Here is a 22,003-nt window from a genome sequence, read left to right as displayed (position 1 = left end):
GGAGGCGGGTCGTCCTGCGTGACACAACCAGCCAGCACGGCGCAAAGCGCCACAATTCCAAAATTACGCATATTGGCCCCAAGCCCAAGACATTATATCCAACCGCAACCGCAGCGAGAGCGCAAGATAGAGTGCAGCGCACATCGAAGACTTTGGACTTAGAGAAAAATACGGGGTGGCGGGTAGCGTGACCCTGTCTTTTTCGACAGGTTCGGCCAGTGTCCAGAATGACGCATGATGGCCTAAATAAACGAGGGTCACCGCGTGCAGCGCTACTATTTTCCGATCATTCACAATGGACAATTTCAGCCGGACGAGGAGGGCGAAATGTTCGGCTCTGCCGATCTCGCGCGTGAATACGGCGCCCGTGTCGCACGCGATATCGCCAGCGATCCGGAATTCGACCGGTGTGCTGGCACGGTCGTTCTGGTGATTGACAGTGCGGGTGCTGAGATCTGGCGGCGCGTGGTTGTTAGATGCAGCGCGGGGGCGTCAGCGCTTCGCTAGTCTCACGCCTGGGCCGCCATCGATCGCTTGGCCGTTGGCGCGTTCACCAAGCATCGCGCGCGCGATCTGTGCTTCGCTGGGGTACAGGGGGCCATTCGTGGACGGGCTGGCGCGTTCTGCGGGGTTTCGTCTCGTCATCTGTGGTCATGGCTTAATCGAGTTCTGCCTCATAAACCGTGCAGCTCGAGCACGCGCTCGCTCCAACATGGCTTCCTTAGCCCTCAGGGCGGCAAGATCCGACTCCAAGCGCTCGAATATCGGCAGATAAACCTCGCCTCCTTGAGGCGCGCGGTGCATCGCGTAGGCCAACCGATCGAGGCACCATTCAAGCGTGGCGACGGTGATTGGGTCACCGTTTCCATGGCGGGCTATGCTTAGTGGATCGCTTGGCCATTTGGTGAGCATGGTGGGCTTGCTGGGGCGGATCAGCCCTTCGGTCTGGTCTTCAGCGCCTGACGCATCAGCGTCCGGATGGCCTCAGGCCGGCTGGGGGCTGTCTCCTGCTTCACTATCCAGTCATCAACTGCAGTGAGGTCATCGGGCTGGAGGCGGACCTGAATCTGCGTGCCCTTGCCGGTTGGGGCGGGTCCTCGCTTTTTCCGTACTTTCACGGCTTTGCGCTTCATGGAATCTGTGGTACCACAGTTTCGGGGCCGGTCAAAACGCACCGGACGACTGAGGACTAAAAATGAACGATATAAATTTTAGCGCCAGCGCGGGTATCGACATCTCCACACCCTTCTGCCCAAAGACGTATTTTCACGGGCTTCGGGAAGCAGGCGTGCGACCTCACGCTCGCTCACATGCTGGCAGAGACTGGAGCGGCCAATGGTGCGACGATCCAGCCGCCAACAGGAACGCCAGCCCGTGGTATGCTTGGGCGCGCGAACAAGATCCCGATCAGGCCAAAATAGGTGCATACGTGGTGGGACTGCTGGATAAGCACCGCCGAACGGACGACGATCTTGTGATGCTCCAGCTCGGCATTTGTGACGACGAAATCGAGCCCGAGGTTCACCGGATGCCTGTGAAGGCGGCGGCTACTGAACCGGCCTGAGAACCATCAAGCCCATGCCAGTGTGGCCCGCCCCATAGCTGGAGCGGGCCTTTTTCGCCATGATTTACGGGTTTTGACTTGGATCCGGGCTTTGTCGCTTTATACTTACGGGTGCGCGCCCTCCGGGCGGCTTGTGCGTCGGCCTTAGCCGGCGAGGTTTGCAGAGCAATCTATTCAAGGGGCATGCTCTTGCCCAATCCCGCCAACGACAACATCCGCTTGCTCACGCCTGAGCAGGCGGCTTTGCGGCTAAGCATCACCGAAGACCATCTCCGCGACCTCGTTAGCGAGGGCGCCATCGAATACATCAACGTGGGACTCGGCAAGAAGCGGCCACGGCGGCGCTTCACCGAGACGGACCTGAACGATTTTATTGAGCGGCGGCGCGGGAGGGATATGCCATGTCAGTCTACAAGGACCCACGGTCGCCCTATTACTCGTTCGATTTTCAGCACGCCGGCAATCGGTTTCATGGCAGCACGAAATGCACGACTCGAAGAGAGGCGGAGAAGTTCGAGGCCTTAGAGCGGGAGAAGGCCAAGGCGCTGGTGAAGGCGACGCGGCGCGCAAAGGCTTCGCTGGCCATCGATGACGTCGCCGACAGGCTCTGGACCCATAGCGCTCGATACGACTCGGAGCCGAAGGCTACTGAGACCAATCTTGCGCGCCTGGTAGAGTATTTCGGGCCGTCAAAACAAGTTACTGACATCGACCACAAGGCCGCCAAGGATCTGGTGGCGTGGCGGCGAGGGCATCGCGTCTCCCGACGAGGCAAGCGAACCAAAGAAGAGGAGAGGGCCCTTCCCCTGGTCTCCAACGCCACCGTCAACCGATCTGCGACCAAGGTGCTGCAACGGCTCTTTACCTTCGCCAAGGCCGAGGGCGCTGTATTCGAGAATGAGCCGAAGTGGGGTGAACTGATCCTGCCAGAGCCCGAGGAGCGTGTGCGCGAACTAAAGATCGAGGAGGCTGACGCGCTCGACGAGGCGATGCGCGCCGACTATGGGCCGTTCTTCGATTTTGTGCGGGCTAGCGGCATGCGGCTGAAGGAGTGCGTGACACTGAGGTGGTCGGAGGTGGACTTTGGCACCCGGCAGATTGTTCGCTTCGGCAAGGGCGCCAGGCGCGTTGTATTCCCGATCACGCCAGCGGTTCGCGAGATACTCTTCCCGCTACAGGGCCAGCATCCGGAGTTCGTATTCACGTACGTTGCCATCTACGGTAACAAGCGCCTGGGTAGGGTGAGGGGGCAACGCTACCCTCTAACCTACACCGGCGCTAAGACAGCCTGGCAGCGCCTCAGGGCCAGTTCTGGGCTGGCCGATTTCCGGTTTCACGACTTCCGGCATGACTTCGGTACCAAGCTCTTGCGCGACAGCGGCAACCTGAAGCTGGTGCAAAAGGCGCTCAACCACCGTGACATTAAAAGTACCCTGCGATACGCGCACGTGCTCGATGAGGACGTTGCCGAAGCAGTCGAGCGGCTCGCAGAGTCCCGGAAAAAGTCCCGGAGCAAGCTACGAGAGGTAGGTTAAGCATTTGATCTAACAAGCGAATCCGGACTCCACATTCCACATTTCAAATGTCGTTCGCGGCAACGCTCGGGCTCGTCGCGATGGTGCAGATCGGCATGCCGAGCCTGCTGGCCTCGCCCGATCATTCGGCGACCGCGCGCATCGCGCTGTGGGGAGGCCGCGAGATCGCGATGTTGTTCATGGCCTCGATGATCGCGGGACTTGCGACCACGCCTTACGCCGCCTTCCATTTCCACCGTGTGACGCCTTATGGCGTGCTCGCCAATCTCGGCGCGATGCCGGTGGTCTCGGCGCTGGTGATGCCGGCCGGGCTGCTCGGATTGCTCGCGGCTCCGTTCGGGCTGGACGGCGTGTTCTGGTGGCTGATGGGGATCGGCATCGACTGGATGATCTTGGTCACGCGCTGGGTGGCGGCATTGCCCGGCGCGGTCGGCCACGTCGGCGCCTTCGGCACGGCGCCGCTGATCGCTGCCAGCCTCGGCCTGATCCTGATGGGGCTTTTGCGCACGCCGCTGCGCTGGTCGGGAGCATTCGTGCTGGTGGCGGCGACCGTCTGGGGTCTTTCTATCAGGCAACCCGATATTCTGATTGCCGGTGACGGTCAGAACGTCGCGGTGCGCGCCAGGGACGGGCAGCTGCACCTGATCAGGGCGAAGAAGGACAATTTCCTGCTGAAGGAGTGGCTTGCAGCGGACGCTGATCCGCGCGATGCGGCGAGCACCTCGGTCGGCGACGGCGTGTCGTGCGACGATGCCGGCTGCGTGACGCCGCTTGCCGACGGCCGCATGGTCGCGCTGGCGCTCCGCATCGACGCGCTGGCTGATGATTGCAGTCGCGCGGTCCTGGTGGTGACGGCAAAGCCTGCGCCGCCGGATTGCACCGGGATGGTGATCGATCGGCCGCGTCTGGCGAGCCAGGGCGCGCTGGCGCTGACACGTCGCGGCGATGGCTTTGCCATTGCGGCGGCGAGGGCGAGAGGCGCAAACCGCCCCTGGTCGCCGGCGGCGGCCGGCGATGGAGATTTCGAAGGGACCCTCATGCCGCGGCCCGCAGCTCCGCGCGCCAAGGACGCAACACCGTCCGAGGCCGATCTTCAGGCCGAGGATTGAGGCATGATCGGGAAAAGCGCGGAGCGGTTCTCCGGCGCGACAAACGCGAAAACGCGTTTGCGCGGAGATCATGCCCAAATTAGGCCGGTTCAACCGATCGGCAGGCCGGGAGGTATCGGCTGTCTGTCGGCGACAACTTGCGGCTTGTGCTCGCGTTCGCCGAGCGGCTGGGTCACCGGCAGTTGCAGCACGGTTGCGCGCTGGCCTTCGACGAGCTGGGTCACCAGCACGTATTTGCCATCGGGGAATTCGATCGCGTCGTGATGACGATCGGGAATGTGCGGATCGACCTTGCCGAACTTGCCGACGCGCGAATTGATGGTGCGCGTCCAGATCCACCTGTTGTCGTAGCGGACGTTGTCGGCGAAGGCGAGCTCCGTTCCCGGCAGCAGGCAGACCGCGACCGACATGTCGGCTTCGGAGGCGAAGCCGCGCGTCGAGGTGCCGCGGAAGGTTGTCGTGACGATCGTCTCGCCGACTTCTGCGGGACGCGTCGCGACGGCATGCAAGCTATAGTCACACATCGGGTGCTCCTCATCAGCGATAGAGCACCCGCGCCTCTTCTGAGGCGCAGGCCTCTATCAGAGTGGAAGCCTGTGATCATATGCCATGTTGGGGGCAAATCTGCGGCTTGAGTCTGCAGGCTGCCATCACAATTTCTTTTTCAGATGTCCGAGGAACAAAGACTGCTTCCGTGCATTCCGAGAGCTTCTTCGTTAGCGCCCAGCCGGTGCCGACCAACCCGAATAAGGCCAGGCCGGCTGCGCCCGTTGCTCGACGGCGTTGCGGGCATTGCGGAATTGTTCGCTCATTGCCTGTGGCGCCCTGCGAACGTGATGCTGCGGCTGCGCAGCGAAGGTTTGCGACGCTGATATTGCGATCAGCGCGATCGCGACGGTGCTCAGAATGATCTTGCGCATGGCGGTCTCCTCGGTCTCGCAAGGCCTGCGAAGCGATGCGTGCTTCGTCATGGCGTGCCGGGGATGTAGCGCGGGAGAGGTGGCCGGATAATCTGTGCAAAGCCAGAAAAACCATCCAGCCGGAGCGGACAATCGTCCGCTCCAATCTTGAGGGCGTGCTTGCCAGGTGGCGACGTGCGCCGCGTTCAGTATTTGCGGTACAGCCCGATCAGCTTGCCCTGGATCTTGACCCGGTTGGGCGGCAGGATCCGGACCTCGTAGGCGGCGTTTGCCGGCTCGAGCGCGATCGAGGCGCCGCGGCGGCGGAAACGCTTGAGCGTGGCTTCCTCGTCGTCGATCAGGGCCACCACGATATCGCCGGTGTCGCAGCTCTCGTTGCGCTGGATCAGCGCCATGTCGCCATCGAGAATGCCGGCATCGACCATGGAATCACCGCGAACTTCGAGCGCGTAGTGCTCGCCCGCGCCGAGCATGTCGGGCGGGACGCTGATGGTGTGGCTGCGCGTCTGCAAGGCCTCGATCGGCGTACCGGCCGCGATCCGGCCCATCACGGGAACTGCGACAGGGCGTTCGCCCTCATCGACGGGCGGGCTCGACATCGTGCGCACCTTGCCGAGATTGCCCTCGATGACGCTCGGCGTGAAGCCGCGACGGCTGCCGGCAGCCGCCTGGAGTTCAGGCAGCTTGATCACTTCGATGGCACGGGCCCGGTTGGGCAGGCGGCGGATGAAGCCGCGCTCCTCAAGCGCGGTGATCAGGCGATGGATGCCCGACTTGGAGCGCAGGTCGAGCGCATCCTTCATCTCGTCGAAGGAGGGCGGCACGCCGCTTTCCTTCAATCGCTCGCTGATGAACCGCAGGAGCTCGTATTGTTTGCGCGTTAACATCTCGACCAAAATCCCCCTGACGATGTCGCTCGATTCACAGACGCTGAATTCAGCAGTAAGCCGCTGCATGCTCGAAACAAATCATGAACGGACACTATATGTTCGATACATGTTCCGCAACTGCTTAATTTACCGTGAACGCGACAAAGTTCGCGGAACGGTTGCGTCGGCGCGCTCACTCCGGCAGTCGCAAGACCTCGCAAGGCGTCCCGGAAGCGGCCTTCGGTGCGAACGGCGCGCGCACGAGAAGTGCCTGTGCGGCAGCGAGATTCGCCAACAGTGAGGAATCCTGGTGGTTGACGGGAAGAGCGACGAGCGTGCCGTCGTCCCGCGTCTCCAGACGCGCACGCAGATAATCCTCGCGCTGGTCATTGGCCCCGAGGTCGCGACCGAGCACGGCGCGTTCGCGGCGATGATGAATCATTGAACGGCCCGACAGCGCGCGAATCAGCGGCACCAGAAACAGGAAGCCGCAGACGTAGGATGACACGGGATTGCCGGGCAGGCCGATGACGCGCATCGGCCCGAGCTGCCCGTTCATCATCGGCTTGCCCGGCCGCATCGCGATCTTCCAGAACGCCATCGAGATACCTTCGTGCCGAAGCGCCTGCTGCACCAGATCGTGGTCACCGACAGACGCTCCGCCGGTCGTGATCAGGATGTCGGCGCCGGATTCGCGGGCGCGGCGGATCCCTGAGGTGGTGGCGGCAAGCGTGTCGGCGGCGACGCCGAGATCGATGGTGTCGGCACCCTCGCTGCGGGCGAGGGCGTGCAGGGCGTAGCCATTGGAATAGACGATCTGGCCGGGGCCGGGTGTCGAGCCCGGCATCACCAGCTCGTCGCCGGTTGCGAGAATCGCGACCTTGGGACGGCGATGAACGCTCAGCTGCGGATGGTTCATGCCCGCGGCGAGCGCAAGGTCCCGATCGGTGAGCCGTACGCCCTTGCGCAGGAGCACGTCGCCCTCGCGGAAGTCGATCCCGGCGGGGCGAATGTGCCGCCCGGTGACGGCGGCTTCCTTGATCGTGATGCGCTTGCCGTCCGAGATGGTGTCCTCCTGGATCACGACCGCATCGGCGCCCGCCGGAACGACGCCGCCGGTGAAGATCCGGACAGCTTCGCCGGCACCGACGGTTCCTGCGAATGGGCGGCCGGCTGCAACCTCGCCGACCACCGTGAGCTGCGCATCAACCTTCGCAGCATCAGCCGCGCGAACGGCATAACCATCCATCGCTGACATCGCCTCGGGCGGCTGCGTCCGCCGCGCCGCGACGTCCCGCGCGAGCACGCGATGGAAGGCCTGATCCAGAGCGATCATTTCCTCAGCCAAAGGCTCCGCACCGGCGAGCACGGCGGCAAGCGCATCGGAAACCGGCATCAGGGCCACGGCGAACTCCCGCAACGAGATCAAGGACTCAGTCGGGCAAGGTTCTAGCCGAGCGGGAGGGCCGACGCAAAAACGGCTATACTGCTGCGAAGCTTACGCTTCGGGCACTAGGGCTCATGTCCAGCATGATCCCGCAGGCCGGCCCGACGGGGCAGAACTGTGGCCAGCATCACGACCGCGTTATGGGATTTCCGCTTGCCGCGTTTTCCACTTCAGCGACGTCGGGCGCCTTGGGGCCCTGATCCCGGTCGGGCATCGGATCTGCCTGAGATTTCAGATCGGCCGCCTTGCTCATCAGCTTGGCAGAAAGCTCGGCGTCCGAAGTGGTCTTGGCGAATTTGACCAGCAGGGAGGCCTGCCTGGTGAGGTATGCTTTGCCCAACACGCGATATGTCCGTCCATGGAAATCCCAGCGGACTCAAGAGTCCGGAAGGGGGCATTCCGTTCCCGGAACTCCGTACAAAAATGCACAGAGAGCTTTGGTTCCTCGTTTTCGGGCGAAATTGTTCCGGAATTGCCCCCCGATCAGATCCCCAGCGCCTTCAGCGCGACGCCGACGTCGTGGTGCGAGGTCACATGGACCGTGGTGAGGCCGCGGGCGCGCGCGCCTTCGATGTTCTCGGCGAGGTCATCGAAGAACACGATCCGGCTCGCCGGCACGCCCATCGCGGCCACGACGTGGTCGAACGCTTCCGCATCCGGTTTACGCAGGCCGATGCTGGAGGACAGGTACAACTCGCGGAAATGGCCGAGCACGTCGGCATATTCCCTGGAAAAATAGTCCACATGCGGGCGGTTGGTGTTGGAGAAGGCGTAGACCGGCATCTGCCTTGCCGCGCGCGGCAGCAGCTCGGCAATGCCAGGCATCTCGCCCGCGAAAATCGCGTTCCATCCCTCGAGGAACTGGACATCCGAAATGGAGATTCCGAGCGAGGAGCGCAGCGAGGAAAAATAGTCTTCATCGCTGATCTTGCCGACCTCGTGCAGGCGGTAGGCCTCGTCGCGCACATAGCGGGCGACGATGGCTTCGGGCTCGCAGCCGGCATGTCCCGCCCAGCAGGCGATCGCCTTGGAGAAATCGATGTCGAGCACGACGCGCCCGAGATCGAACAGAAGCGCATCTGCGCTGCCGGGAGAGAGCGAGGTCATTGCATCCTTTCGGGTCAGTATCGGTAGGGCTCGTGGTCGAATAGCGGGAACGCGCTGAACACGCTCGGCGCATTGGTTGCGGTGGCCGGGTGCAGGCAGGACTTGTCCACCTCGGCGAAGGAGGTGGCACCGAGCAGGCCGAGGCAGCGCAGCACCTCGTCCTCCAGCAGTTCCAGCATCCGCGTTACGCCGGTCTCGCCGGCTGCGGCCAGCGCCCAGCATTGCAGCCGGCCGATGCCGACGAGGTCGGCGCCCGCCGCGATCGCCTTGACGATGTCAGTGCCGCGGCAGAAGCCGCCATCGACCATGATCTTGGCGCGGCCTTTCACGGCGTCGACGATCTCGGGCAGCACATGCATGGCGCCGCGGCCGTGATCGAGCTGGCGGCCGCCATGGTTGGAGACGTAGATCCATTCGACGCCGTGATCGAGCGCGATCAGGGCATCCTCGGCGGTGGCGATGCCCTTGAGGATCAGGGGGATCTTGAATTTGTCCTTGATCATCTTCACGGTCCGCCACTCCAGCCCCTTCTGGTAGTCGCCGCCGGTGGCGCGCAGACGGCTCTCGCGAACATAGCGCTTGGCGATGTCGCGTTCGCGACGGCTGTAATGGGCGGTGTCGACGGTCAGGCAGAAGGCGGCATAATTGGCCTTCTGCGCCCGGCTGACGACGTCCGCGACGAACGCGTCATCGCCGCGGACGTAGAGCTGGTACAGGCGCAGCGCATCGGGCGCGGCCTCGGCGGTCTTTTCCAGACCGGGCTCGGACACGGAGCTGAGCATGTGGGATGCGCCGAAAGTACCGGCGGCGCGCGCGACGCTGGCTGCGCCAAGGGGATCGAAGATCTCCAGCGCGCCGACGGGGGCGAGCACCACAGGCAGTCGCATCTTGCGGCCGAACTGCTCGACCGAGCCGCTGACCTTGCGCACGTCGCGCAGCACGCGGGGGCGGAACGCGATCTCGTCCAGCGCCATGCGGTTGCGGCGCATCGTGGTCTCTGTCTCGGCCGCGCCGACGATGTAGTCCCAGGCGTTCTGGTTGAGATTGGAACGCGCCTTCCGGATGAATTCGTGCAGGTTCTGGAACGGCTCGTTGCTGGCGCCGAGTTCGACGTTCCGTTCCGGCCGGAGTGCTTCGTTCATTGTTATCCTCCCGAGAATTTGAAGCAATTGTGCCATCGCCTATCCCGTCCGGCGCTCCAAAACCATCCTAAAATCGCATAGCTGCGAGGCGCCGTCCGGTCGACTGATTCCCGCTGGAAACGGGGCCGGCTTGCGAACGTTGCCAAATGTTTAGGCTTAGGCGAAGGGATTTTTGCCGCGTACCCGCCGGCGTGGCAGGCCGGCCTTGAAGAAACCAGAATGATATTGTGAGAACCGGGCTGGATCGCCACTTGCATGGCGGCTGCCCAGCCTCAATAGAACCGCTCAGCGAAAAGGCCACCCATTCCATGCGGAAAACCCTGCTCTTCCCCCTGGGCGCGCTCACCGGAGCGTGCCTGACCCTCCTCGTATCAGGTCCGCAGGGCGGACTATGGGCGGCTCGGGCGGCGGCAGGCGCGGATGATGCATATTCCCAGCTCAACCTGTTCGGGGAAGTTTTCGAGCGGGTGAAGGCGAGCTACGTCGAGAAACCCGACAATGCCAAGCTGATCGAAGGCGCCATCACGGGCATGGTGACCTCGCTCGATCCGCATTCCCGCTACATGAACGACAAGGCCTGGACCGAGATGCAGGAGACCACCTCCGGCGAGTTCGGCGGCCTCGGCATCGAGGTCACGATGGAAGAGGGCCTGGTCAAGGTCGTTTCCCCGATCGACGACACGCCGGCGTCCAAGGCCGGCATCATGTCCGGCGACCTCATCAGCAAGATCGACGGCGAAAACGTGCAGGGCATGACGCTCGAGCAGGCCGTCAACAAGATGAAGGGGCCGGTCGACACCAAGACCAAGCTGACCATCGTGCGCAAGGGCGCCGATGCTCCGCTCGATGTCGCGATCACACGCGAGATCATCCATGTCCGCCCGGTCCGCTTCCACGTGGAGAACGGGGACATCGGCTACATCCGCGTCACCTCGTTCAACGAGCAGACCACCGACGGCCTGAAGAAGGCGATCGCCTCGATCTCCAAGGACGTCCCGCAAGACAAGCTCGTTGGCTATGTGATGGATCTGCGCAACAACCCGGGCGGCCTGCTCGACCAGGCCGTGTCGGTATCGAGCGCGTTCCTGCAGCGCGGCGAGGTCGTCTCGACCCGCGGACGCAATCCGGAAGAAACCCAGCGCTTCACTGCGCATGGCGGCGACCTCACCAAGGGCAAGCCGCTCGTGATTCTGGTCAATGGCGGCTCGGCTTCGGCGTCGGAAATCGTGGCGGGCGCGCTGCATGATCACAAGCGTGCTACGATCATCGGCACGCGCTCGTTCGGCAAGGGCTCGGTGCAGACCATCATTCCGCTCGGCACCGGCAATGGCGCGCTGGCATTGACCACGGCGCGCTACTACACGCCGTCGGGCCGCTCGATCCAGGCTCAGGGCATCGCGCCCGATATCGAGATCCTCCAGGACGTCCCGGCCGAGCTGAAGGGCCGCGTCGACACCATCGCCGAATCGCAGATGCGCGGCCATCTGCAGGCCGCCGACGGCACCGAGCAGACGGGCTCGCAGTCCTATGTCCCGCCGGAAGAGAAGGACGACAAGGCGCTGCACGCGGCCTATGACTTCCTGCACGGCGTCACGGTGAATGCGGCTGCCGCGAAACCGGCGCCGAAAACGACGGTGCCGAACTAAGCCCTATCGATCCTTGCGAGCTCAGCACGTCGCCCGGGAGTGGATCGCCACTGCCGGGCGATGTCGTTTTTAGCTCGGATTCATCGCGGCAAAGGCCGAATTGTCGCGGCTTTGTGTGCGATCGCGGCGTCTGCTGTGGAGGGACTAGCCAACCTCGCGCCGACGGCCTTGTTCGGCCTCGCGCTGGGCGAGGCTGCTGCGATGGAGCGCGAACAATTCCACGACCTTGTCGGCCGGCTTTGCGGCGCTGAACAGATAGCCCTGCATCTCGGTACAGCCGAGCGTGCGCAGCAGCCGCTGCTGCTCCTCGGTCTCGACGCCTTCGGCCGTGGTTGCCATGCGACGAGCGCTGGCGAGATTGACCACCGCCTGCACGATGCTGGCGGAACCGTCGGGACCGGCGATGTCGTTGACGAAGCAACGATCGATCTTGATCTTGTCGAACGGGAAGCGGTGCAAATAGCTCAGCGAGGAGTAGCCGGTGCCGAAATCGTCGAGCGCAATGCGCACGCCAATGGCGCGGAGCTGGTGCAGGATGGCCAGCGCGGTGTCGTCGTCGCGGATCAGCACGGCCTCGGTGATCTCGAGTTCGAGCCGGCTCGCCGGCAGGCTGGAGGCGGCCAGCGCTGCCATGATCTTCATCGCCAGCGTGCCGCTCTTGAACTGAACCGGCGAGACGTTGACCGCAAGGCGAATGTCGTCGGGCCAGGTGGCCGCCTCACGGCAGGCGGTCGACAGCACCCATTCGCCGATCTCGTTGATCAGCCCGGTATCCTCGGCGATCGGGATGAACTCGGCCGGCGAAACCATGCCGCGCTCGGGGTGGCGCCAGCGCACCAGCGCTTCGCAGCCGGTGATGCGATCGTCCTTCAGGCTGACGCAGGGTTGGTGATGGACCTCGAGGCCGCCTTCGCACCCGCCTTGGGCGATGGCGTGGCGCAGGTCGATCTCCAGCTGGCGCCGCTCGCGCACCCTGGCGTCCATCTCCGGCTCGAAGAAGCGATAGGTGTGACGCCCGGCAGATTTGGCGGCGTACATCGCCATATCAGCGTTCTTCAGGATCTGGTCGAGCGCGTTGCCGTGTCGCGGCGCCAGCGCGATGCCGATGCTGGCGTCGGTGGTGAGGTGATGGCCCATGCAATCGAACGGTGTGCGGATCGCGGCGAAGATCCGGGCAATGAGCTCGTTGACCTGGTCCTGCGAGGTCACTGCGCCCTGCACGATCGCAAACTCGTCGCCACCGAGCCGGGCAACGAAATCGTTTGGGCCGGCGCAGCGAAGCAGGCTCTCCGCCACGGACTTCAACAGCTCGTCGCCGACGAGATGGCCGAGCGCGTCGTTGACGCCCTTGAACTCGTCGATGTCGATGCAATGCACGGCGAGCTCTTCGTCGCGGCCGATGGCGGCCAGCGCTTTGCGCAGATGTTCGTGGAATTTGGCGCGGTTGGGCAGGTCGGTCAGTGCGTCGTAGTGGGCGAGGTGGGTGATGCGCTCCTCGGTGCGGCGCCGCTCGGTGATGTCCTCATGGGTCGCGACCCAGCCGCCGTCGGCGAGAGGCTCGTTGACGATCTGGATCGAGCGGCCATCGCTGGTGTCGACCACCATGGAATTGCGCACGTGCATGTCGCGCAGCACGCGCGCGGTATACTGGTCGACATCGCCCGTGAACGAGCCCGTCTCCTTGCGGTGCGCGATGATGTCGCGGAAGCTGTAGCCGGGTCTGACGATGTCGGGCGACAAGCCGTACATCTCGATGTAGCGCTGATTGCAGACCACGAGCCGCCGCTCGGCGTCGAACAGCAAAAGGCCCTGGGTCATGTTGTTGACGGCGTGATCGAGACGCTGTTTCTCCAGGGTCAACCGTTCCCGGGACATGCGGTGCTGCGCCACCAGCTTGCGCACGATCGCGGTGAGCACGTCCGCGATCGCAAGCGCGGAGGCGCCGGCGACCGAAATCAGGATTCCGATCTGTTCCCGCCAGTCGGCCAGCGCTGCCGCGCGCGTTGTCGTCGCCATCATCAGGATCGGGAAGTGGGGGAGGGTGCGCGCCGAGGCCAGCCGGTCCTCGCCGTCGATCGGGCTCACCATCCGCCCGGCGAAATGGTCTTGCGTGAAGATCCTTTGCTGCTCGAACGAGCCGTTCCTGAAATTGCGTCCCATCATGTCGCTTGATTGGGGAAAGCGGGCGAGCAGTGTGCCGTCCCGATGCAGCATCGAGATCGTGGCGCTATCGCCGAGCATGAGGGTTTCGAAGAACTTCTCGAAATTAGCCGGCTCGATGCCGCGTCCGACGGCACCCATGAACTCGCCGTGTGGCCCCATGATCCTGCGCAAGATCAGGATGGTCCAGGCGCCGGAGATGCGACTGTGAACCGGTTCGATCAGCACGTCGGGCGCCTGCGGATCGTACCGGAACGTGCGGTAATAGGCGCGGTCGGCAACGTTGACCTTCGGAGCCGGCCATGCCGTCGAGGAATTGATCACATTGCCGTCGGCGTCGATGATGTTGACGCCGCCCATGTACGGCAGCGCCTCGATCTTCGAGCGCAGCATCCGGTGCACGTCCTCGCCGGAGAGGCGCTTGCGGAAGTCGTCCGCGGTCAGGATTCCGCTGAGGCGCACGTGGTCGACGAAATCCTTTTGAATGACCACGAAATCCTGCAATTGCTGATCGACATGATGGGCGAGCAGCAGCGCGGTGTTTTCCAGTTCGCGACTGGAGTTGCGCAGCGCACGCTCGCGGAAATTCTGCGCCATCAGTACCGCGCCGACGGCGATCGCCGCGATCAGCAATGTGCCGCCCACCACGAGCCAGCGGATCGGTCCGCTGCGCACGAAGGCCTGGTCGAAGAGGCGGCTGCCGTATCTTGTCATCGTGTCGATCGCTGCCGTCCACACACGTCAGGGTGGCTACTTGATCCCCATGACATCCGTCGGTTTACGGGATCGATGTGGAGGCGACGTTAGGAATCGCGGTTAACGCGACATAAACGGATGCGCACAAATGCAATCGATACCCACGGCGCCGGTATCGGACTTGCTGTCATCACGGTCGTGGGCGGCCTGGGCAGCAAGCTCAACGCTGACATGGCACCGGATCAGGCGCGGTAATGGCCCGACTTGCCGCCCAGCTTTTCGATCAGATGGATGCCCTCGATGCGCACGCCGCGCTCGACCGCCTTGATCATGTCGTAGATGGTGAGGCAGGCGACCGTCACCGCCGTCAGGGCTTCCATCTCGACGCCGGTCGGGCCAGTCACCTTGACGCTGGCGCGGACCACGCAGCCCGGCAGCTTCGCATCGGGCTCGATGTCGACCGTGACCTTCGACAGCGCCAGCGGATGACAGAGCGGAATCAGCTCCGAGGTCCGTTTCGCGGCCATGATTCCGGCGATGCGTGCGGTGCCGAGCACATCGCCTTTCTTGGCGTTGCCAGACACGATCAGGTCGAGCGTTGCCTTTTCCATGACGACACGGCCTTCGGCAACGGCGAGCCGCTCGGTCGCGGCCTTGTCCGAGACGTCGACCATCCGCGCCTCGCCAGTGGCGCCGATATGGGTGAGGGCAGGGCCCGCCTTCTTCGAAGGCCTGGTCTTCGCAGGCTTGCGCGCCAGAATCTTGCGCACCATGTCAGCGCGCGCCCGTGGCGCGGGCCTTGGTTTCGCGCGCGAGCAGCGTGCGCGTGGCGGCAGTGACGTCGGCCTGCCGCATCAGGCTCTCGCCGACCAGAAAGGTCGACATGCCCACGCGCTCGAGCCGGGCGAGGTCTGCGGGCGTGAAGATGCCGCTTTCGCCGACCATCAGCCGCCCCTCGGGGATCAGAGGCGCCAGCATCTCGCTGGTCGCCAGCGACGTCTCGAAGGTGCGCAGGTTCCGGTTGTTGACGCCGATCATCGGCGAACGCAGCTTCAGCGCCCGATCGAGCTCGGCCCGATCGTGGATCTCGATCAGCACGTCCATGCCGTAGGCGATCGCGGCGTCTTCGAGATCCCTCGCCGTCGCGTCATCCAGCGCGGCCATGATGATGAGGATGCAGTCGGCGCCGTGCGCCCGCGCCTCGACGACCTGATAGGTGTCGAACAGAAAATCCTTGCGCAGCACAGGCAGCGAGGTCGCCGCGCGTGCCGCCACCATGAAGTCGAGATGGCCCTGGAACGAGGGCGCATCGGTCAGCACGGACAGGCAGGCCGCACCGCCCGCTTCATAGGCCTTGGCCAGCAGGGGCGGATCGAAATCTTCGCGGATCAGCCCCTTGGAGGGCGAGGCCTTCTTCACCTCGGCGATCAGCGCGTAATCGCCATCGGCATGCTTGGCCTTGATTGCGCGCACGAAGCCGCGCGTCGCGCCTTGCGCCCTGGCCTGTGCCTCGAGCGCCGAGAGCGGCTGCGCGCGCTTGGCCGCCGCGATCTCCTCGCGCTTGTAGGCCTCGATCTTGGTCAGGATATCGGACATGACGGGTTCAGCTGTTCGAGACCGCGATCAGATGTTTCAGTCGCGCATTCGCAGCGCCGCTGTCGAGCGATTTCGCACCGATCGCGACGCCTTCCTTCAGGTCCCTGGCGCGGCCGGCGACGACCAGCGCCGCGGCGGCGTTCATCAGCGCGACGTCGCGATAGGGGCTCGGTTTGCCCTCGAGCACGTTTTGCAGAGCCATCGCATTGGCGTCGGCGTCGCCGCCCTTGAGGGCGCCGGGCTCGCAGCGCGGCAGGCCGACGTCCTCGGGCGTCACCTCGAAATTCCTGATCTCGCCATTGTGGAGCGCCGAAACGAAGGTCGGGCCGGTGAGGGTGATCTCGTCGAGGCCGTCGGAGCCGTGCACCACCCAGGCGGATTCGGAGCCGAGATTCTTCAGCACCTGCGCCAGCGGCTGCACCCATTGCCTGGAGAACACGCCGACCATCTGCCGTTTCACGCCGGCCGGGTTGGTCAGCGGCCCGAGCAGGTTGAAAATCGTACGGGTGGCGAGCTCCACCCGGGTCGGGCCGACGTTCTTCATGGCGGGGTGATGGGCCGGCGCGAACATGAAGCCGATGCCGCATTCGCGCACGCAGCGCCCGACCTGCTCGGGCTTGAGGTCGAGCTTGACGCCAAGCGAGGCCAGCACGTCGGCGGTGCCCGAACGCGACGACAGTGCGCGGTTGCCGTGCTTGGCGACGGGAAGACCGGTGCCCGAGACGATGAAGGCGGCGCAGGTCGAGACGTTGACCGAGCCGGAGCCGTCGCCGCCGGTGCCCACGATGTCGACCGCGTCGGCGGGGGCGTCGACGGTGAGCATCTTCGAGCGCATCGCCGTCACCGCGCCGGTGATCTCCTCCACGGTCTCGCCGCGCACGCGCAGCGCCATCAAGAGGCCGCCCATCTGCGAGGGTGTGGCCTCGCCGGACATTAGGGCGTCAAAGGCGGATGCGGCTTCCTCACGCGACAGGCTGGCGCCGGTCGCCACTTTTCCAATGATCGATTTCAGGTCGTCCATCGCGTGCTTTCAACTCACTGGTTCGCGCCGGTCACTTGCGCGAAGGCGGCCTGATTAATGGTGGTTCCGATGTCGGTTTCAAGCTTGTTGACGTAGGAGGCGACCAGTTCATCGGTCAGCGACTTGCCGACGCTCTCCTTCAGCTTCTTGACGGCATCGGAGGCGGTGTCGACCGCGGGATCGACGATGTCGGTGACGCGGAAGACGATGACTTCGGTGCCGCCGGTCACGGGCGCCTGCCCGACGCCGTCCTTGGCGGTGCGGAAGGCGGCCGCAACGATGTTGGCGGGCACGCCGGCCGGAGTGTCGTCGCGCTTGAAGCCGCTGGCGCTCTCGACCTTGGCGTTGACCGCTGCGGCCTCGTCGGCGAGCTTGCCGCCCTGTTCGAGCTTCTGCACCATTTCGGTCGCCTTCGCCTTCAGCTTGGTGGCGATCTGGTCCTGGCGCCAGCGCGCCTCGACCTGGTCGCGGACCTCGTCGAGATTGCGGTCGCGCGACGGCGTGATGGCGAGCACGTCGTACCAGACGTAGCCGCCCTTGAACGAGATCGGGTCGTTGTCGACGCCGACATCGCTGTTGAAGGCCTGCGACACCACGTCGAGGCCCGGGGGAATGTTGGCGACCGGCTGGCCGTTCGGCGCGCGGCCGGAGCGGTCGACGGCGTCGATGGTCACGGCCGTGAGCCCGAGCTTCTGCGCGGCATCGGCGACGCTGGTGCCGGCACCGCGTTCGTCCTCCATCTTGTCACGGAGCTCGCCGACCTTGGTGCGCGCGCGCTCGGTCGCGATGGATCGCTTCACGTCGGCGGCAAACTTGGCGTAGTCGGCCTCGGCGCCGGGCTCGATCTTCTCGACCTTGACGATCGAGACGCCAATCGGGCCCTGGATCGGCTGGCTGATCTCGCCAACCGGAAGCGCGAAGGCGGCATTGCCGACGGTGGGTTCGAGCGAGGATTTCGTCACCAGGCCGAGATCGACGTCGGAGGCCGTCAAACCGCGCTCTTTGCCGAGATCTTCAAAAGACATCCCGCCGACCAGACGCTCGCGCGCGGCCTGTGCCTGGGCGGCATCAGGAAACACGATCTGCTTGATCTGGCGCTTCTCCGGTGTGGAGAGTTGGTTCTTGCGCTGATCGAACAGTTTCTTCGCGTCATCGTCGGAGACGTCGCTCCACTTGGCGATCTCCTCAGGCGAGATCATGGCGAAGACGATCTTGCGGTATTCGGGCGCGCGGAACTGGACCTTGTGATCCTCGAAATAGGCGGCGAGTGCCTCGGGCGAGGGGGGATCGATGGTGCCGGCCTGCGCCGTATCGAGCCTGACGAACTCGATCGAGCGCTGCTCGTTCTGGAAGCGCGTCGCCACCTCGAGCATGGTTTTCGGCGGCTCGATGCCGGCACCGATCGTGCCCGTGATCTGCCGGCGCAGCGCTACCTTGCGCTGCTCGGCCACGTAGCGCTGCTCGGTGTAGCCGAAATTACGGATCAGCCCCTGGAAGCGGTTCGCATCGAACTTGCCGTCGACGCCCTTGAAGTTCGGGTCGTTCATGATGAGCTGGCGGACCTGCTCATCGGATTGGCCCAGCCCCATCTGTCGCGCGTTCTCGTCGAGGGCGGCTTCGGCAATCGTCTGCTGCAGCACCTGGCGGTCAAGGCCGAACGCGCGCGCCTGGTCCGGCGTGAGGGGACGGCCGAACTGGCGGCCGATCTGCTGCAGGCGGTCGGTGTAGATCTGGCGGAACTCGTTCAGCGAAATCTCTGTGTGGCCGACCTTGGCCAACGTGGACTGCCCGAAGCCCCGGAAAATGTCGGCGATGCCCCAAATGCCGAAGCTGATGATCAACACGCCCATCACGACGGCCATGATGGTCTTGCCGACCCAGTTTGATGAGGCCTTGCGCATTCCTCGAAGCATTTGGTCCAACTTGTCTTGATAAGGAGGGGAACGGGAGCGCGTCTTAATGCAGATTCCGCAAAAGCGCGTCACCAAATTGATATGCCATCATAAAGTGGCGGCTTTCGCCCCGCAACCTCGCCCCAGGCCGGCCCTCGAAGTTGCGGTCAGATGCGTCTGGTCTCTGGAACTGCCACGGCGCCTCTGCTAGCGCATGCACAAACCTCATTCTGCTGGACATTGACATGACCGAAGCCATCCGCCCCTTGATCGCCGGCAATTGGAAAATGAACGGCCTGAAAGCCCAGGCCGCCGAATTCGACGCCATGCTCAATGGTGCGGCAGAGGTATCAGGCAAGGCCGATCTGCTGGTCTGCCCGCCGGCGACCCTGATCGCGGCCTTTGCCGAGAAGGCGCGGGGCAACAAGGTCGCGGTGGGAGCCCAGGACTGCCATCCCAAGGCCTCCGGCGCCCATACCGGCGATATCGCGGCCGAAATGCTCGCCGACGCTGGCGCGAGCGCCATCATCGTCGGCCATTCCGAGCGTCGCGCCGACCACGGCGAGGGCGATGCGCTTGTCAGGCAGAAGGCGGAAGCCGCCTGGCGAGCCGGGCTGGTCGCGATCGTTTGCGTTGGCGAGACGCAGGCCCAGCGCGATGCCGGCCAGACCCTGGACATCGTCCGCGGCCAGCTCGACGGCTCGCTGCCGGACGGCTCCACGGCCGCCAATCTGGTCGTGGCCTATGAGCCGGTCTGGGCGATCGGCACGGGCCTCACCCCCACGGCCAAGGATGTCGAGCAGATTCATGGGTTTATCCGGGAGTTCCTGAGCTCCAGGTTCAAGGCTGACGGGGCGAAAATGCGGATCCTCTATGGCGGCTCGGTCAAGCCGTCGAATGCAGCCGAGCTGATGGCGGTCAAAAACGTCAACGGCGCGCTGGTTGGCGGCGCCAGCCTGAAGGCGGCCGATTTCCTTGCGATCGCGAAGGGTTGCCCCTAGCTAAGTCAAAGCTTTGATCCGGGGGCGATCGGGGGTGGCAATACCCCCTCCGATCGTGTAACACCGCGCAACTTCAGGAAAACCCGCGAAGCGCGATCGGCCGCCGTCAGGCGCCGCCCGCTTGTGACGGAAGGATAGCATGCAGACCGTTGTCATCGTCATCCACCTCATGATCGTCGCCGTCATGATCGGCGCCGTGCTGCTCCAGAAGTCGGAAGGCGGCGGCCTCGGCATGGGCGGCGGTGCGGGCTTCATGTCGAGCCGTGGAACTGCGAATCTCTTGTCGCGAACCACCGCAATCCTCGCGGCTGGCTTTTTCCTGACCAGCCTGTTCCTGTCCTGGTACGCCGGTTACAACCGCGCGCCGTCCTCGATCATCGGCCAGCCCGCGTCACAGACCCAGCCGGGCGGCGCCAACCCGATCACCGCGCCGACGTCGGGCGGTATTCTGGACACGCTGAAGAAGGCGGACGAGCAGCAGCAGGCTCCGGCGGCGCCGAGCGGCCCGCAGGTGCCGCGCTCGCAATAAAGCAGAGGGGCCATGCAGGACGGTGGCTAGCGTCCTGCATCAACAATCCCCATCAAGGCACTGTCACCATTCTTCGTTTTGGCTCACCCACAGGCCCGCAGATTCTTTGGGGCTGAATACGAATCGCTTTGGCGAATCGGGTTTGAGGGATTAGAGGTTAAGTCCCATGGCGCGGTACATATTCATCACCGGCGGCGTGGTTTCTTCGCTCGGCAAGGGTCTCGCTTCAGCGGCACTCGGTGCCCTGCTGCAGGCCCGGGGCTACAAGGTCCGCCTCCGCAAGCTCGACCCCTATCTCAACCTCGATCCCGGAACGATGTCGCCGTATCAGCACGGCGAAGTGTTCGTGACCGATGACGGCGCGGAGACCGATCTCGATCTCGGTCACTACGAGCGCTTCACCGGACGTCCTGCGACCAAGCAGGACAACATCACGACCGGGCGCATCTACCAGGACATCATCTCGAAGGAGCGCCGCGGCGATTATCTCGGCGCGACCATCCAGGTGGTCCCGCACGTCACGAACGCCATCAAGGAATTCGTGCTGTCAGGCAATGACGAGTACGATTTCGTGCTGGTCGAGATCGGCGGCACCGTCGGCGACATCGAAGGCCTGCCGTTCTTCGAGGCGATCCGCCAGCTCAAGAACGAGCTGCCGCGCGACCACGCCGTCTACATCCACCTGACGCTGCTGCCTTACATCCCGAGCGCCGGCGAACTCAAGACCAAGCCGACGCAGCATTCGGTGAAGGAGCTGCGCTCGATCGGCATCCAGCCGGATATCCTGCTGTGCCGAACCGACCGTGAGATCCCGAAGGAAGAGCGGCGCAAGCTCGGCCTGTTCTGCAACGTGCGCGAAAGCGCTGTGATCGAGGCGCGCGACGTCGACAACATCTACGCCGTCCCCGAGGCCTATCACAACGCCGGCCTCGACGATGAAGTGCTCGCCGCCTTCGGCATCGGCTCGCGGATTCCGCCGGCGCTGCAGAGCTGGCAGAAGATCAACGAGCGCGTCCGCAACCCTGAGGGCAACGTCACCATCGCCATCGTCGGCAAGTACACCGGCATGAAGGATGCGTACAAGTCGCTGATCGAGGCGCTCTCGCATGGTGGCATCGCCAACAAGGTGAAGGTCAATCTCGACTGGATCGAGAGCGAGATCTTCGAGAAGGAAGATCCGGCGCCGTTCCTCGAGCACGTCAACGGCATCCTGGTGCCGGGCGGCTTCGGCCAGCGCGGCGCCGAAGGCAAGATCAAGGCGGCGCAGTTCGCGCGTGAGCGCGACGTGCCGTATTTCGGCATCTGCTTCGGCATGCAGATGGCCGTCATCGAGGCCGCGCGAAATCTCGTCGGCATCGAGGAGGCCAACTCCACTGAATTCGGCCCGACCAAGGAGCCCCTGGTCGGCCTGATGACGGAATGGCTGCGCGGCAACGAACTCGAGAAGCGCTCGCAGGCCGGCGATCTCGGCGGCACGATGCGCCTTGGCGCCTATCCCGCCGCGCTCAGCCGCGGCAGCCGCGTCTCGCAGGTCTATGGCGGCGCAACCGAGATTTCCGAGCGCCACCGCCATCGCTACGAGGTCAACACCGCCTACAAGGACCGCCTCGAGCAGCACGGCCTGAAATTCTCCGGCCTTTCGCCCGACGGCGTGCTGCCCGAGATCGTCGAATACGAGGATCACCCCTGGTTCATCGGCGTCCAGTTCCATCCCGAACTGAAGTCGCGGCCCTTCGAGCCGCACCCGCTGTTCGCCTCGTTCATCGAGG

The 22,003-nt window shown here is 64.2% G+C and carries 20 protein-coding genes and 2 pseudogenes; 9 read left to right on the top strand and 13 right to left on the bottom strand.

Annotation, left to right across the window (positions count from 1 at the left end; translation table 11 throughout):
* The first annotated feature begins 264 nt into the window (after positions 1-264).
* A complete protein-coding gene (locus AOQ71_RS32815; RefSeq protein WP_057755988.1) occupies positions 265-507 on the top strand; it encodes a DUF6894 family protein in 243 nt (80 codons plus the stop codon).
* A gap of 425 nt (positions 508-932) precedes the next feature.
* Here AOQ71_RS32815 and AOQ71_RS46720 read toward each other — a convergent pair whose 3' ends face one another.
* A complete protein-coding gene (locus AOQ71_RS46720) occupies positions 933-1,133 on the bottom strand; it encodes a ribbon-helix-helix domain-containing protein (RefSeq protein ID WP_057755986.1) in 201 nt (66 codons plus the stop codon).
* 62 nt (positions 1,134-1,195) lie between these two features.
* Between AOQ71_RS46720 and AOQ71_RS45575 the strand changes: the two genes are divergently transcribed.
* The 4 genes and pseudogenes from AOQ71_RS45575 to AOQ71_RS32795 all read left to right on the top strand — a co-directional run.
* Entirely contained in the window at positions 1,196-1,564 is a 369-nt protein-coding gene (locus AOQ71_RS45575) for a hypothetical protein (protein WP_157083739.1), read from the top strand.
* A gap of 183 nt (positions 1,565-1,747) precedes the next feature.
* Positions 1,748-1,939, top strand: a pseudogene (locus AOQ71_RS50455) (helix-turn-helix domain-containing protein); the annotation flags it as partial.
* A 26-nt stretch (positions 1,940-1,965) separates the two neighbouring features.
* The gene (locus AOQ71_RS32800; RefSeq protein ID WP_057755983.1) at positions 1,966-3,099 is read left to right on the top strand and encodes a tyrosine-type recombinase/integrase; all 1,134 of its coding nucleotides are present in this window, start codon (positions 1,966-1,968) and stop codon (positions 3,097-3,099) included.
* 32 nt (positions 3,100-3,131) lie between these two features.
* A pseudogene (locus tag AOQ71_RS32795) lies at positions 3,132-4,208 on the top strand (ComEC/Rec2 family competence protein); the annotation flags it as partial.
* A gap of 89 nt (positions 4,209-4,297) precedes the next feature.
* Here the strand turns inward: AOQ71_RS32795 and AOQ71_RS46105 are convergent.
* From AOQ71_RS46105 to AOQ71_RS32760, 7 genes are all read right to left on the bottom strand, one after another.
* Positions 4,298-4,732, bottom strand: coding sequence for a hypothetical protein (locus AOQ71_RS46105; protein WP_057755980.1), 435 nt, complete (start codon positions 4,730-4,732; stop codon positions 4,298-4,300).
* Between the two features lie 192 nt (positions 4,733-4,924).
* Positions 4,925-5,128, bottom strand: coding sequence for a hypothetical protein (locus AOQ71_RS32785; protein WP_057756727.1), 204 nt, complete (start codon positions 5,126-5,128; stop codon positions 4,925-4,927).
* Between the two features lie 185 nt (positions 5,129-5,313).
* Complete coding sequence (gene lexA, locus AOQ71_RS32780; protein WP_057756726.1) at positions 5,314-6,015, bottom strand: transcriptional repressor LexA; 702 nt, start codon at positions 6,013-6,015, stop codon at positions 5,314-5,316.
* Positions 6,016-6,190: 175 nt separating this feature from the next.
* Entirely contained in the window at positions 6,191-7,402 is a 1,212-nt protein-coding gene (locus AOQ71_RS32775) for a molybdopterin molybdotransferase MoeA (protein WP_057756725.1), read from the bottom strand.
* 169 nt (positions 7,403-7,571) lie between these two features.
* Positions 7,572-7,787 (bottom strand): hypothetical protein, encoded by a 216-nt coding sequence (locus AOQ71_RS32770; RefSeq protein WP_057755977.1) that lies wholly within the window; start codon positions 7,785-7,787, stop codon positions 7,572-7,574.
* Between the two features lie 140 nt (positions 7,788-7,927).
* On the bottom strand, positions 7,928-8,551 hold the full coding sequence (locus AOQ71_RS32765) for an HAD-IA family hydrolase (RefSeq protein ID WP_057755974.1): 624 nt from the start codon (positions 8,549-8,551) through the stop codon (positions 7,928-7,930).
* A gap of 14 nt (positions 8,552-8,565) precedes the next feature.
* Entirely contained in the window at positions 8,566-9,693 is a 1,128-nt protein-coding gene (locus AOQ71_RS32760) for an alpha-hydroxy acid oxidase (protein WP_057755972.1), read from the bottom strand.
* Between the two features lie 308 nt (positions 9,694-10,001).
* Here AOQ71_RS32760 and AOQ71_RS32755 point away from each other — a divergent pair, with 308 nt between their 5' ends.
* Positions 10,002-11,339 (top strand): S41 family peptidase, encoded by a 1,338-nt coding sequence (locus AOQ71_RS32755; RefSeq protein ID WP_057755969.1) that lies wholly within the window; start codon positions 10,002-10,004, stop codon positions 11,337-11,339.
* 144 nt (positions 11,340-11,483) lie between these two features.
* Here AOQ71_RS32755 and AOQ71_RS32750 read toward each other — a convergent pair whose 3' ends face one another.
* The 5 genes from AOQ71_RS32750 to AOQ71_RS32730 all read right to left on the bottom strand — a co-directional run bounded on the left by AOQ71_RS32750 (position 11,484) and on the right by AOQ71_RS32730 (position 18,725).
* Entirely contained in the window at positions 11,484-14,213 is a 2,730-nt protein-coding gene (locus AOQ71_RS32750; RefSeq protein ID WP_057756724.1) for a bifunctional diguanylate cyclase/phosphodiesterase, read from the bottom strand.
* Positions 14,214-14,437: 224 nt separating this feature from the next.
* A complete protein-coding gene (gene moaC, locus AOQ71_RS32745) occupies positions 14,438-14,953 on the bottom strand; it encodes a cyclic pyranopterin monophosphate synthase MoaC (RefSeq protein WP_083514696.1) in 516 nt (171 codons plus the stop codon).
* 16 nt (positions 14,954-14,969) lie between these two features.
* Positions 14,970-15,791 (bottom strand): indole-3-glycerol phosphate synthase TrpC, encoded by an 822-nt coding sequence (gene trpC / locus AOQ71_RS32740; protein WP_057755963.1) that lies wholly within the window; start codon positions 15,789-15,791, stop codon positions 14,970-14,972.
* 7 nt (positions 15,792-15,798) lie between these two features.
* Entirely contained in the window at positions 15,799-16,812 is a 1,014-nt protein-coding gene (gene trpD, locus AOQ71_RS32735; RefSeq protein WP_057755960.1) for an anthranilate phosphoribosyltransferase, read from the bottom strand.
* 14 nt (positions 16,813-16,826) lie between these two features.
* On the bottom strand, positions 16,827-18,725 hold the full coding sequence (locus tag AOQ71_RS32730) for a SurA N-terminal domain-containing protein (protein ID WP_057755949.1): 1,899 nt from the start codon (positions 18,723-18,725) through the stop codon (positions 16,827-16,829).
* Positions 18,726-18,949: 224 nt separating this feature from the next.
* Here AOQ71_RS32730 and tpiA point away from each other — a divergent pair, with 224 nt between their 5' ends.
* The 3 genes from tpiA to pyrG all read left to right on the top strand — a co-directional run.
* A complete protein-coding gene (tpiA, locus tag AOQ71_RS32720) occupies positions 18,950-19,705 on the top strand; it encodes a triose-phosphate isomerase (protein ID WP_057755944.1) in 756 nt (251 codons plus the stop codon).
* Positions 19,706-19,844: 139 nt separating this feature from the next.
* On the top strand, positions 19,845-20,234 hold the full coding sequence (secG, locus tag AOQ71_RS32715) for a preprotein translocase subunit SecG (protein ID WP_057755941.1): 390 nt from the start codon (positions 19,845-19,847) through the stop codon (positions 20,232-20,234).
* A gap of 166 nt (positions 20,235-20,400) precedes the next feature.
* Positions 20,401-22,003, top strand: a 1,603-nt coding sequence (gene pyrG, locus AOQ71_RS32710) for a CTP synthase (RefSeq protein WP_057755938.1), incomplete at its 3' end; no start/stop codon positions are given.

The organism is Bradyrhizobium manausense (assembly GCF_001440035.1).
GTDB classification, from domain to species: domain Bacteria; phylum Pseudomonadota; class Alphaproteobacteria; order Rhizobiales; family Xanthobacteraceae; genus Bradyrhizobium; species Bradyrhizobium manausense.
Note: the sequence above shows the minus strand (reverse complement) of the source record. Positions and strands in the feature narration are given on the sequence as shown.

Bases quoted from the DNA above. Each gene is read 5' to 3' on its own strand.
- AOQ71_RS46720 (WP_057755986.1), bottom strand. From the start codon at position 1,133: ATGAAGCGCAAAGCCGTGAAAGTACGGAAAAAGCGAGGACCCGCCCCA.
- AOQ71_RS45575 (WP_157083739.1), top strand. From the start codon at position 1,196: ATGAACGATATAAATTTTAGCGCCAGCGCGGGTATCGACATCTCCACA.
- AOQ71_RS32800 (WP_057755983.1), top strand. From the start codon at position 1,966: ATGTCAGTCTACAAGGACCCACGGTCGCCCTATTACTCGTTCGATTTT.
- AOQ71_RS46105 (WP_057755980.1), bottom strand. From the start codon at position 4,732: ATGTGTGACTATAGCTTGCATGCCGTCGCGACGCGTCCCGCAGAAGTC.
- AOQ71_RS32785 (WP_057756727.1), bottom strand. From the start codon at position 5,128: ATGCGCAAGATCATTCTGAGCACCGTCGCGATCGCGCTGATCGCAATA.
- lexA (WP_057756726.1), bottom strand. From the start codon at position 6,015: ATGTTAACGCGCAAACAATACGAGCTCCTGCGGTTCATCAGCGAGCGA.
- AOQ71_RS32765 (WP_057755974.1), bottom strand. From the start codon at position 8,551: ATGACCTCGCTCTCTCCCGGCAGCGCAGATGCGCTTCTGTTCGATCTC.
- AOQ71_RS32760 (WP_057755972.1), bottom strand. From the start codon at position 9,693: ATGAACGAAGCACTCCGGCCGGAACGGAACGTCGAACTCGGCGCCAGC.
- AOQ71_RS32755 (WP_057755969.1), top strand. From the start codon at position 10,002: ATGCGGAAAACCCTGCTCTTCCCCCTGGGCGCGCTCACCGGAGCGTGC.
- AOQ71_RS32750 (WP_057756724.1), bottom strand. From the start codon at position 14,213: ATGACAAGATACGGCAGCCGCCTCTTCGACCAGGCCTTCGTGCGCAGC.
- trpC (WP_057755963.1), bottom strand. From the start codon at position 15,791: ATGTCCGATATCCTGACCAAGATCGAGGCCTACAAGCGCGAGGAGATC.
- trpD (WP_057755960.1), bottom strand. From the start codon at position 16,812: ATGGACGACCTGAAATCGATCATTGGAAAAGTGGCGACCGGCGCCAGC.
- AOQ71_RS32730 (WP_057755949.1), bottom strand. From the start codon at position 18,725: ATGCTTCGAGGAATGCGCAAGGCCTCATCAAACTGGGTCGGCAAGACC.
- tpiA (WP_057755944.1), top strand. From the start codon at position 18,950: ATGACCGAAGCCATCCGCCCCTTGATCGCCGGCAATTGGAAAATGAAC.
- secG (WP_057755941.1), top strand. From the start codon at position 19,845: ATGCAGACCGTTGTCATCGTCATCCACCTCATGATCGTCGCCGTCATG.